The sequence below is a fragment of the Amycolatopsis thailandensis genome, assembly GCF_042723255.1.
Classification (GTDB): Bacteria; Actinomycetota; Actinomycetes; order Mycobacteriales; family Pseudonocardiaceae; genus Amycolatopsis; species Amycolatopsis thailandensis.
Map to the genome: position 1 here is coordinate 1 of NZ_JBHXJK010000077.1, position 11,350 is coordinate 11,350.

The 11,350-nt window shown below is 69.0% G+C and carries 11 protein-coding genes; 4 read left to right on the plus strand and 7 right to left on the minus strand.

What is annotated here, in order from left to right; genetic code table 11:
• The first annotated feature begins 108 nt into the window (after positions 1-108).
• Positions 109-729 carry a hypothetical protein gene (locus tag ACFWMR_RS27140; protein WP_378380396.1) on the plus strand — a complete coding sequence of 207 codons (621 nt, stop codon included), beginning with the start codon at positions 109-111 and terminating at the stop codon, positions 727-729.
• A 99-nt stretch (positions 730-828) separates the two neighbouring features.
• On the opposite strand, the gene glpK is transcribed toward ACFWMR_RS27140, so the two are convergent.
• Together glpK and ACFWMR_RS27150 are read right to left on the minus strand one after the other, a co-directional pair.
• Positions 829-2,343 carry a glycerol kinase GlpK gene (gene glpK / locus ACFWMR_RS27145; RefSeq protein WP_378380397.1) on the minus strand — a complete coding sequence of 505 codons (1,515 nt, stop codon included), beginning with the start codon at positions 2,341-2,343 and terminating at the stop codon, positions 829-831.
• A 14-nt stretch (positions 2,344-2,357) separates the two neighbouring features.
• Complete coding sequence (locus ACFWMR_RS27150; RefSeq protein WP_208635975.1) at positions 2,358-3,113, minus strand: MIP/aquaporin family protein; 756 nt, start codon at positions 3,111-3,113, stop codon at positions 2,358-2,360.
• Between the two features lie 235 nt (positions 3,114-3,348).
• Here ACFWMR_RS27150 and ACFWMR_RS27155 point away from each other — a divergent pair, with 235 nt between their 5' ends.
• Both ACFWMR_RS27155 and ACFWMR_RS27160 read left to right on the plus strand, forming a co-directional pair.
• Positions 3,349-5,088, plus strand: coding sequence for a glycerol-3-phosphate dehydrogenase/oxidase (locus tag ACFWMR_RS27155; RefSeq protein ID WP_093934916.1), 1,740 nt, complete (start codon positions 3,349-3,351; stop codon positions 5,086-5,088).
• A 98-nt stretch (positions 5,089-5,186) separates the two neighbouring features.
• Positions 5,187-6,650 carry an aldehyde dehydrogenase family protein gene (locus ACFWMR_RS27160; protein WP_378380398.1) on the plus strand — a complete coding sequence of 488 codons (1,464 nt, stop codon included), beginning with the start codon at positions 5,187-5,189 and terminating at the stop codon, positions 6,648-6,650.
• 94 nt (positions 6,651-6,744) lie between these two features.
• On the opposite strand, the gene ACFWMR_RS27165 is transcribed toward ACFWMR_RS27160, so the two are convergent.
• The 5 genes from ACFWMR_RS27165 to ACFWMR_RS27185 all read right to left on the minus strand — a co-directional run bounded on the left by ACFWMR_RS27165 (position 6,745) and on the right by ACFWMR_RS27185 (position 10,403).
• Entirely contained in the window at positions 6,745-7,275 is a 531-nt protein-coding gene (locus tag ACFWMR_RS27165; protein WP_093934914.1) for a GNAT family N-acetyltransferase, read from the minus strand.
• Positions 7,276-7,297: 22 nt separating this feature from the next.
• Positions 7,298-7,675 (minus strand): DUF1707 SHOCT-like domain-containing protein, encoded by a 378-nt coding sequence (locus tag ACFWMR_RS27170; protein WP_093934913.1) that lies wholly within the window; start codon positions 7,673-7,675, stop codon positions 7,298-7,300.
• A 41-nt stretch (positions 7,676-7,716) separates the two neighbouring features.
• Positions 7,717-8,172, minus strand: a complete 456-nt coding sequence (locus tag ACFWMR_RS27175) for a DUF1707 SHOCT-like domain-containing protein (RefSeq protein WP_093934912.1) — start codon at positions 8,170-8,172, stop codon at positions 7,717-7,719.
• Positions 8,173-8,218: 46 nt separating this feature from the next.
• Complete coding sequence (locus tag ACFWMR_RS27180; protein WP_378380400.1) at positions 8,219-10,009, minus strand: acetyl/propionyl/methylcrotonyl-CoA carboxylase subunit alpha; 1,791 nt, start codon at positions 10,007-10,009, stop codon at positions 8,219-8,221.
• A 109-nt stretch (positions 10,010-10,118) separates the two neighbouring features.
• Positions 10,119-10,403 (minus strand): SAV_915 family protein, encoded by a 285-nt coding sequence (locus tag ACFWMR_RS27185; protein ID WP_093934910.1) that lies wholly within the window; start codon positions 10,401-10,403, stop codon positions 10,119-10,121.
• Positions 10,404-10,486: 83 nt separating this feature from the next.
• Between ACFWMR_RS27185 and ACFWMR_RS27190 the strand changes: the two genes are divergently transcribed.
• The gene (locus ACFWMR_RS27190; protein WP_378380419.1) at positions 10,487-11,170 is read left to right on the plus strand and encodes a hypothetical protein; all 684 of its coding nucleotides are present in this window, start codon (positions 10,487-10,489) and stop codon (positions 11,168-11,170) included.
• The last annotated feature ends 180 nt before the right edge of the window (positions 11,171-11,350 follow it).

Below are 11,350 nucleotides of genomic sequence, written 5' to 3' on the forward strand. Positions count from 1 at the left end.
GGTTAGAACCGTCCTAGCCACTCACGAGTCTTTTGCTTTCGAAAGGCAACCGATTCCCTTTCCCGAGGGTGTTCCTGATGCGAGGGCTCGCACTGAGGGAGAAAGATCATGGGAATCAAGGGAATAGTCGCGGGCGCGGGTCTGCTCGCGATGACGGCGGGGGTGGTCATCGCCCCGCAGGCATCGGCGACCGCGCCGCCGCCGAAGCTCTGGGTCAGCCCGGCGAAGGTCGCGCCCGGACAGGCGCTGGAGTTCACCGCCAGCTGCTATGGCACGCGCACCGCGGTGACATCGCCGGGTCTGGCCGGTCCGGTCACGCTCGAAAGCCGGCCGGGCTCGGGAAACCAGGCGCCGTACCTCGGGCACGGGAAAGCCGCCGGGAAGACCGGCAAGTTCAAGGCGAGCTTCCACTGCGACGGCGGGCCGAACCTGCCCGCCGCCAGCGGGACGGCGACCGTCGAGTTCGAAATCGTCTGCCTGCCGGCCACGACGCCGCCGTCGAGCACGCCGCCGTCGAGCAGCAAGCCGCCGTCCAGCAGCAAACCGCCTTCTTCGAGCAGCGAACCGCCGTCCAGTAGCCAACCGTCGAGCGAGGGCGCCGTCGTCCCGGCCGCGTTGACGAAGCCGTGCGTGACGCCGTCGCCGGGCGGGACGTCGCCGGGCAAGACACCGCAGGTGAAGGTCAAGCCCGCGGGTGCGCCGCAGACCGGTGGCGGCGCTTTCGGCTGACCTCGGAACGCTGAACGCGTAAATCCGTGAAGGCCTCCTTCCCTACTCTCAAGGTAGGGAAGGAGGCCTTCACGGACCGCGGGTATCAGCGAGCGAGGGTCAGTCTTCGCCCTCGACCCAGTCGAAGGTCTTCGTGACGGCCTTCTTCCAGTTGCGGTACTCGGACTCGCGGCGGGCCTCGTCCATCGACGGGTCCCACTGCTTGTCCTGCGCCCAGTTGTTGCGGATGTCGTCTTCGCTCTTCCAGAAGCCCACCGCGAGACCGGCCGCGTAGGCCGCGCCCAGCGCGGTGGTCTCGTTGACCACCGGGCGGATCACGGGCACGCCGAGGATGTCGGCCTGGAACTGCATGAGCAGCTCGTTGACGACCATGCCGCCGTCGACCTTCAGCGACTTCAGCGGGACACCCGAGTCGGCGTTCATCGCGTCGATCACCTCGCGCGACTGGAACGCCGTCGCCTCCAGGACCGCCCGCGAGATGTGCCCCTTGTTGACGAACCGGGTGAGGCCGACGATCGCGCCGCGGGCGTCGGAGCGCCAGTACGGGGCGAAGAGGCCGGAGAACGCCGGCACGAAGTACGCGCCGCCGTTGTCCTCGACGCTGCGGGCGTGCTGCTCGACCTCGGCCGCGGAGCCGATCAGGCCGAGGTTGTCCCGCAGCCACTGCACGAGCGAACCGGTGACCGCGATCGACCCTTCGAGCGCGTACACCGTGTCGTTCGAGCCGATCTTGTAGCAGACCGTGGTGAGCAGCCCGTTGTCCGACATGACCTTCTCGGTGCCCGTGTTGAGCAGCATGAAGTTGCCGGTGCCGTAGGTGTTCTTCGCTTCACCCGGCGAGAGGCACGCCTGCCCGAAGGTCGCCGCCTGCTGGTCGCCCAGGATGCCCGAGATCGGGACCCCGGCCAGCGCGCCCTTCTCGCGGACCTTGCCGTAGGTCTCCGAGGACGACCGGATCTCCGGCAGCATCGCCAGCGGGATGGTCATCTCCTCGGCGATCTCGGCGTCCCAGGCCAGCGTGTCGAGGTCCATGAGCATGGTCCGCGACGCGTTGGTCGGGTCGGTGACGTGCACGCCGCCGTCGACCCCGCCGGTCATGTTCCACAGCACCCAGGTGTCCATGTTGCCGAAGAGCAGGTCGCCGGCTTCGGCCCTGGCGCGGGCGCCGTCAACGTTGTCGAGGATCCACTTGATCTTCGGCCCGGAGAAGTAGGTCGCCAGCGGCAGGCCCACCTTCGCGCGGTAACGCTCCTGGCCGCCGCCGAGGGCGCCGAGGTCGCTGACGATCTTGTCGGTGCGGGTGTCCTGCCAGACGATCGCGTTGTACACCGGCTTGCCGGTGGTGCGGTCCCAGACGAGGGTGGTCTCGCGCTGGTTGGTGATGCCGACCGCGACGACGTCGCTGGCGACCAGGTCGCCCTTGGCGAGCGCGCCCGCCGCGACGGCCCGCGTGTTCTCCCAGATCTCCTCGGCGTTGTGCTCGACCCAGCCCGCCTTCGGGAAGATCTGCTCGTGCTCCCGCTGGTCGACGGCGACGACCCGGCCGGAGTGGTCGAAGATCATGCAGCGGGTCGACGTGGTGCCCTGGTCGATCGCGGCTACGTACGAAGTCATCGAAAACTCCAGTCTCAGGTGAGGTTGTGGACGGCGAGGAAGAGCAGGGCGGCCAGGGCACCGCCGACCAGCGGGCCGACGACGGGGACCCAGGAGTAGCCCCAGTTCGGGTTGGCCTTGTTCTTGATGGGCAGCAGGAACGTGTACGCGATGCGGGGGCCGAGGTCTCGGGCCGGGTTGATGGCGTAACCGGTCGGGCCACCGAGGGACTGGCCGATGACCAGCACGACGAACGCTACACCGGCGTAGCCGAGCGCGGAGTTCCCGAAGTTCGGCGTCCCGCCCTCACCCGCGGCGTTGGCATAGACCGGGCTGAGCAGGATCCACGCCACCAGCACGAAGGTGCCGATGATCTCGGTGACGAGGTTCCAGGCCTTGTTCGGGATCTGCGGCGCGGTCGAGAAGATGCCGAGCGTCTCGTCGCGGTTGGGGTGGTCGTCGAACTGGAGTTTGTAGGCGGCCCAGCAGAGCACCGCGCCCAGGATCGCGCCGACCAGCTGACCGGCGAAGTAGATCGGGACGTCCGCCCACTTCGTCTTGTCCGCGATGGCGAGGCCCAGTGTGACCGCCGGGTTGAGGTGCGCGCCGCTGGGCGCGGCGATGCTCGCGCCGGCGAAGACCGCGAACGCCCACCCGAGGGTGATCATCACGACGCCACCGTTGTGGCCGTTGTTCTTCCGCAACACGTGGTTGGCGACCACGCCGTTGCCCAACAGGATCAGGACCGCCGTTCCCAGCAGCTCCCAAACGAATATGGCTCCCACACTCACCGTACGACCTCCACTTTGGACATTCCGCGCAGGGTCGTACACGGTGTGCTACGGCGCCCTTGCCGACCCACGTCCGACGCACGTTACCGTCGCGTATTTGTTCCTTCCAGGCGTTGAGCGGACGAATTCTTTCAAGATCGACGAGGGTTACGCCACACGTGTCACCCGCATAACGGACCCGTCGTGGCCGATCGTGCGATGCTGGAGCCACAGCGGCACCAAGGAGGAATGTCACGTGGCAAGCTCTCAGCGCGAAGCCGAAAACAGCCCCGCCAGGCTGGGACCGCTCAAGCGGGAAGAGTCGTGGCAGCGGCTGGGTGAGGACAAGTTCGACCTCGTCGTCATCGGCGGCGGAGTGGTCGGTGCGGGCACCGCGCTCGACGCCGCCACGCGTGGTCTGCGGGTCGCCCTGGTCGAAGCGCGCGACCTCGCCTCGGGAACGTCCAGCCGGTCCAGCAAGCTTTTCCACGGCGGGCTCCGCTACCTCGAACAGCTGGAATTCGGTCTGGTGCGGGAAGCTCTGCGCGAACGCGAGCTGATGCTGACGACGATCGCACCCCATCTGGTGAAGCCGGTCAGTTTCCTGTACCCGTTGACCCACCGGATCTGGGAACGTCCGTACACCGCGGCGGGCCTGCTGATGTACGACACGATGGGCGGCGCGCGGTCGGTCCCCGGCCAGAAGCACCTGAGCCGCGCGGGCGCGCTGCGGATGGTCCCGGCGCTGAAGCGGTCCGCGTTGATCGGCGGGATCCGTTACTACGACGCGCAATCCGACGACGCGCGGCACACGATGACCGTCGCCCGCACCGCCGCGCACTACGGCGCCGTGGTGCGCACTTCCACCCAGGTCGTCGGTTTCCTCCGCGAGGCGGACCGCATTTCCGGTGTCAAGGTGCGCGACGTCGAGGACGGCCGCGAGACCGAGATCCACGCTTCCGCGGTGGTCAACTGCACCGGCGTCTGGACCGATGAGCTGCAACGGCTTTCCGGTGGCCGCGGCCGGTTCCGCGTCCGCGCGAGCAAGGGTGTGCACATCGTCGTCCCGCGCGACCGGATCGTCTCGGAATCGGGCATGATCCTGCGCACCGAGAAGTCCGTGCTGTTCGTCATTCCGTGGCGCAATCACTGGATCGTCGGGACCACCGACACCGACTGGAACCTCGACCTCGCGCATCCCGCCGCGACGAAGCACGACATCGACTACCTCCTCGAACACGTCAACACCGTGCTCGCGACCCCGCTGACCCACGACGACATCGAAGGCGTCTACGCGGGACTCCGGCCTTTGCTCGCCGGGGAAAGCGAAGAGACCTCGAAGCTTTCGCGTGAACACGCGGTCGCCCGGGTCGCGCCGGGACTGGTCGCGATCGCGGGCGGCAAGTACACGACGTACCGGGTGATGGCGGCCGACGCCGTCGACGCCGCGGCCGTCGACCTGCCCGGCAGGCCGCAGTCGTCCATCACGGACAAGGTGCCGCTGCTCGGCGCGGACGGCTACCACGCGCTGGTGAACCAGGCCGACCACCTGGCTTCCGAGCACGGGCTGCACCCGTACCGCGTCCGTCACCTGCTCGACCGGTACGGCTCGATGGTGCACGAAGTCCTCGCGCTCGGCGAAGGACGGCCGGAACTGCTGAAGCCGCTGGAGCACGCTCCGGACTACCTCGGCGTCGAGGTCGTCTACGCGGCCAGCCACGAGGGCGCGCTGCACCTGGAAGACGTCTTGGCGCGCCGGACGCGGATCTCGATCGAGTACGCGCACCGCGGCGTCGACTGCGCGGCTCAGGTCGCGACGCTGGTGGGCGAGGTACTCGGCTGGTCGAAGGACCAGGAGAAGCGCGAGGTCGAGGTGTACACGGCGCGGGTCGACGCGGAACGGGAGTCCCAGTCGCAGCCGAGCGACGAGGCCGCCGACGCGCTGCGCTCGGCCGCGCCGGAAGCGCGCACGGGGATCATCGAACCGGTGAGTTGATCCTTCGCGCCGAGTGGTGTGCCAGGCGCGCAGGAATCATTGCCTGATCGAGTGAATCTGGCATAGCGTCGGCCATCCCCGACCTGGAAGGTGGCCCTGTGGTTTTTCTCGACTCGTCGACGTGGACGGACCGGATCTTCGCCGGAGGCGCGTGGGTCCCCGGTACCGGCGGCACCCGGAAGGTCACGGAGCCCGCGACGGGCGACGTCTTGGGAAGCGTCGGGATCGCCTCGGCCGAAGACGCCGCGAAAGCGGCGGAAACCGCGGCCGAGGCGCAGCGGGCTTGGGCGGCGACGCCGCACGTCCAGCGGGCCGCCGTCCTGCGCAAGGCCGCGCGGCTGTGGTCCGAGTACGCCGACGAGATCAGCTGGTGGAACGTCCGCGAGGTCGGCGCGGTCCCGGGCGTCGCGGGCTTTTCGCTGCACGTCGCGGAGCAGGAGTGCTACGAGGCGGCGGCGCTGCCCGGCCGTCCGTACGGCGAACTCCTGCCGAGTGAAGAACCGCGTCTTTCGATGGCCCGCCGTGTCCCGGCCGGTGTCGTCGCGGTGATCTCGCCGTTCAACATGCCGATCATCCTGGGCATCCGTTCGGTGGCCCCGGCGCTCGCGCTGGGCAACGCGGTCATCCTGAAGCCGGACCCGCGCACCGCCGTCACCGGTGGCGTGGTGCTCGCGCGGATCTTCGAGGAAGCGGGCCTGCCGCCGGGCGTGTTCCAGATGCTGCCGGGCGGCGCGGACGTCGGCGAGACGCTGGTGACGCATCCGGCGGTCCGGGTCATCTCGTTCACCGGGTCGACCGGTGCCGGGCGCAAGGTCGGCGAGCTCGCCGGGAAGCATCTGAAGCGGGCACATCTGGAGCTGGGCGGGAACTCCGCTCTCATCGTGCTCGACGACGCCGATGTCGACGAAGCCGCCGGGGTCGCCGCGTTCGGTTCCTTCTTCCACCAGGGCCAGATCTGCATGACCACCGGGCGGCACCTGGTGCACGAGCGGCTCTACGACGACTTCGTCGAGCGGCTGGCGGCGAAGGCGGCCGCGTTGCGGGTGGGCGACCCGGCGCGGGACGAGGTCGCGCTCGGGCCGATCATCGACGCGGGACAGCGGGACAAGATCCACGAGCTGGTGACCGCCAGCGTCGCGGCGGGGGCGCGGGTCGCCGCCGGCGCCGAGTACGACCGGCTGTTCTACTCCGCGACGGTGCTCGCCGACGTGCCACCGGACGCGCCCGCGGTCGCCGAGGAGATCTTCGGCCCGGTCGCGCCGGTCGTGCGGTTCTCCGACGCGGAGGAGGCCGTCCGCCTCGCGACGGCGAGCGAATACGGGCTGTCGCTGGGCATCGTCACGCGCGATGTCCTCAAAGGACTGGAGCTGGCCGACCGCGTCCCGACCGGGATCGTGCACATCAACGACCAGACCGTCAGCGACGAGGCGAACAGCCCCTTCGGCGGCGTCGCCGCTTCGGGCACCGGGAGCCGTTTCGGCGGCGCGGCGGCGAACATCGAGGCGTTCACCGAGACCCGCTGGGTCACCGTCCGGAACCCGCCCCCGGCCTACCCCTTCTGACCCCCGCATTTCGTCCTCTGGATGCGGTAGTTCGTGATGCGTACTACCGCATTCAGGCGACTGAACGCGTCGCGATTAGCCCGCTAAACGCGGGTCAGGCGGTGCGGCGCCAGCGGATGAGGCGTTCCCCGGTCGGGGCCGGGTCCAATTCGGGCCCGACCAGGGTGAACCCGCATTTGCGGGCGACCGAGGCCGAGATCTCGTTCGTCTCCTCGTAGCGGTAGCTGACCTCGCGCAGGCCGAGCCCGCCGAAGCCGAAGCGCAGGGCCGCGTTGAGCGCGGTGCTCGCGACACCCTTGCCCCGCGACGCCGCCCGCACCCAGACCGACGCCTCCGCGTACCCGGTGTCGAGATCGAGGTCCCGCAGGCCGACCTCGCCCAGCAGGTCCCCGGTCGTCGGCTCGGCCACCGCCCAGGAACAGCGTTCGTCACCGGCCCACTGGGCCGCGCGCAACGCGACGTACTCGGTCGCCTCGGCGAGGTCGCGCAAGCGATAGTTCAGGACGTACTTGCGATGCGTCGGGTCGGCGAAGGCCGCGACCAGCGCCGGACGGTCGTCGAGAGCCTTGTCCGCCCGCAGTTGCCGCAGGTAGTACTCGCCCGCGTTGATCTCCACCGGTTCCACCCTTCGAGGGTAACCGGCCCCTTCAGCGACGGCGGCTCATGATCAGCGCGACCGCCAGCGGGAGCAGGAAGACCAGGAACGTCCCGCGGGTGAAGAAGAACAGCGCGATCGCGACCGCGGCGGCGATCGGCACGGCGCTGGCCGTCAGCCATTTCGGCGTCGGCTGGACCTCGTTCTTCGCCGATGCCTGCGCGACGCCGGGCATCGGCGGCAGGGGGAGCAGGGCGCTGGGCCGAGGCGAGGGCAGGTCCGTGAACAGTGGTTCCAGTTCGCTGGCCATCCTCGCCGCGCTGACCTTGGCCGATCGCGAACCGAACTCGTCGAGGTCGAGTCTGCCGGTGCGGACATGCTCTTCCAGCGCTTCGAGCGCGTCTTGGCGTTCGGCGTCGCTCAGCCGCATGTCCGGTCTCTCGGCACTCACGTCCCGAGTCTACGGGCGGATCAGCCGTCCAGTTCCCGTCGACGCTGCTTCCCGAGCTTCTTGTGGGCGTTCTCCCACCCTTTGCCCCAGAGCCCTTCACCGGCGACGCTGATCCCGATCGGGATGGCGATCAGCCACCAGCTGGCGCCGGTGCCGATGATGAACACGATGGTGGCGATGAACAGGAGCGGCAGAAGCGCGCCCATGACGCGCTGGGTCGACGAGATGCCCGCCCACGGCGACGCCGGTTTGCTCACGGCCGGCTTCGGCACGTCGTACCCCGGATGCGGTTCGGGCAGGTCGACGAAGACCTCGGACAGCTCGCCGCGCGTCTTCGCCGCGGTGATCCGGGCGGACCGCTCACCGAACTCGTCGATGTCGATCCTGCCGACGCTCATGTGCTCGCCCAGCGCCGCCAGCGCGGACTCGCGATCCTGATCACTGATCCGCAGCTGCGGAGACGGAACCTCGCTCACCCTTTCGATGGTAGGCCGAGCGAGGGCCCGTCAACCACGACATTCGTCAGTCTTTGAGCTCGAACAGCTGGGTTCCCTGCGTCACAGCGGCGCCGACCTCGACCGAAAGGCCGGTCACGGTGCCCGCTTTGTGTGCGGTGACCGGGTTCTCCATCTTCATCGCTTCGAGCACGACGACCAGTTCGCCCGCCTCGACCTGCTGGCCCTCTTCGACGGCGACCTTGACGATGGTGCCCTGCATCGGCGCGGTCACCGCGTCGCCGCTCACCGCGGCCTTGGTACCGCCCGCGCGCTTGCGCGGCTTGGCCTTGACCGCCGTCCCGCCGCCACCGGCGTCGAGCGAGAACCCGCCGGGAAGCGACACCTCGAGACGGCGTCCGCCGACCTCGACGACGACGTTCTGGCGGGGCTGCTCCTCCTCGGCCTCGGCGGCTTCCGGAGCGACGAACGGCTCGATCTTGTTCTCGAACTCGGTCTCGATCCAGCGGGTGTGCACGCTGAACCCGTTCTCGTCGCCGATGAAGGCCGGGTCGTCCACGATCACGCGGTGGAACGGCAAGACCGTCGCCATCCCGTCGGCGACCATTTCGGCCAGCGCGCGGCGGCTGCGTTCGAGCGCGTTCTGCCGGTCCGAACCGGTGACGATCAGCTTCGCGAGCATCGAGTCGAACTGGCCGCCGATGACGCTGCCGGACTCGACCCCCGAATCGACCCGGACGCCCGGGCCGCTCGGCGCGACGAACTTCGTCACGGTGCCGGGCGCGGGCAGGAAGCCACGGCCGGCGTCCTCGCCGTTGATGCGGAACTCGATCGAGTGGCCGCGGGGTTCCGGATCCTCGGTGATGCGCAGCTTCTCACCGCGCGCGATGCGGAACATCTCGCGCACGAGGTCGAGGCCCGTGGTCTCCTCGGACACCGGGTGCTCGACCTGGAGCCGCGTGTTGACCTCGAGGAACGAGATCGTGCCGTCGACGGCGACGAGGTACTCGACGGTCCCGGCGCCGTAGTAACCGGCTTCCTTGCAGATCGCCTTCGCGGACTCGTGGATGCGCTTGCGCTGCTCGTCGGTCAGGTACGGCGCGGGCGCCTCCTCGACCAGTTTCTGGTGGCGGCGCTGCAACGAGCAGTCGCGGGTGCCGACGACGATCGCGTTGCCGTGCTGGTCCGCGAGGACCTGGGCCTCGACGTGACGCGGCTTGTCCAGATAGCGCTCGACGAAGCATTCGCCGCGGCCGAAGGCGGAGATCGCCTCGCGCGTCGCGGATTCGAAGAGTTCCGGGATCTCCTCGCGGGTGCGGGCGACCTTCAGGCCGCGGCCGCCACCGCCGAACGCCGCCTTGATCGCGACCGGCAGGCCGTGCTCGTCGGCGAACGCGATGATCTCGTCGGCGTTCTTGGCGGGGTCCTTCGTCCCGGGCACGAGCGGTGCCCCGGCGCGCAGCGCGATGTGGCGCGCGGTGACCTTGTCGCCGAGGTCGCGGATCGCCTGCGGGCTCGGCCCGATCCAGGTCAGCCCGGCGTCGATCACGGCCTGCGCGAAGTCCGCGTTCTCGGACAGGAACCCGTAGCCGGGGTGGACCGAGTCCGCGCCCGACCGCTTGGCGGCGTCGAGCAGCTTGTCGAAGACGAGGTAGCTCTCGGCCGCGGTGGTGCCGCCGAGCGCGAAGGCCTCGTCGGCCAGACGGACATGGGGTGCGTCACGATCCGGATCGGCGTAGACGGCCACGCTGGTCAGCCCGGCGTCCTTCGCCGCCCTGATCACCCGTACCGCGATTTCCCCGCGGTTCGCGATCAGGATCTTGGTCACCGGACCACCTGTGCCGGCCTGCTCGGTCACGCCGTACCTCCTGCGTTCGCACGTGGGGCCGCCCCGATGCGGCTCCGCAGCAGTTTACGGAAGTTACCGCCCCGAATAATGAGAGCAAGGCCACCCGGTGACCATTGTTTTATACCAGTGCTTCGCGGTGCCGAAGTTCTTCTGGAAGGTCGGAATCCAGCACGATCAGGTCGTACGGCTGGGTCTGGTAGACCCGCCCGAGGTGCTCCGTCTTCACCAGAGCCCACGGCTGGTGTCGGCCGCAACACTCGACCAGGCGCTGCACCGAGCTGAAGGCGATCAACGCCATCCGGCCGTCCTTGGTCGGGCGGAGTTCGATCTCCGCGCTCGAGAAATCCTTCGGCTTTTTGGCCGTGGGGAGGAACAGGGCGTTGGGCAGTCCGGGGTTCGTCACAGGAACAACATAGACGTGCACTCTGTGCTAGATCACTTACGCTCTCGGATATGCGGACTCAGGAAGCGCGGGCGTCGCGATCCGTGCTGCTCACCGCGGTGCTGGCGGTGGTGGTGACGGCGGGCGTGATCGTGGCCGTCGTCTTGCTCCGCCCGAAGGCTCCGGCGCCCGACGGAGCGCCTGGTGGATACCCGGTTCCCGAACCCGGGCCCGCCACGCCCGGGGTCAACTGCGGTCACTCGGCCTGCCGCGAGATCGGCGCGATGACCGTCGCCGGGGTGCCCGTCGTGCTGCTGGCCGACGAAGCGGGGAAGCAGGGCGTGATCAAGATCGGGTCGGACGCGGTGATCCCGCTGATGATCAACGACATGGGGGTCACCCTCAAGGGCGATTCTTTGCGCTGTGTCGACGGAGTGACGCCGGTCTGCCTGGTGCGCGGTGAAGCGGGCGGCGGTTCGGCGGGCGAGCTGTTCGTCGCGCGCGGCGGGATCTGGCGGGACACCGGGAAGCCGTACTTCTCCGACGCGGGCACGGTCGCGCTGAACGACGTGACGGCCGACGGGGTCGCGGACGTCATCGTCGTGCGCCACGAATGCCCCGGCGCGCAGTCCGGGTCGGCCCGGTGCCAGGCGGCGCCGGTGCTCGCCGAGGTCTACGACGTCGGCCGGGGCTCGGTGGGCTGCACGCGGCGGTACACCGCGCCGTCGGAACTGAAGGGGTGGCCGGACGTGCGGCTCACGAAGGCCGACCTGCGCCCGTGCCCGTGAAGCGACTCTCCGGAGCGATAGCAAGGGACCCTTGCTCCCTTTAGTTAGCGTGCTAACGAACGATAGCAAAGGACCCTTGCTATCGCGTCTCTCAATGTTGAGAGAGATGGAGGTCCGTGAAGGCCTCCTTGCCTACCCTGAAGGTAGTGAAGGAGGCCTTCACGGACTCTGGGTCCCTCA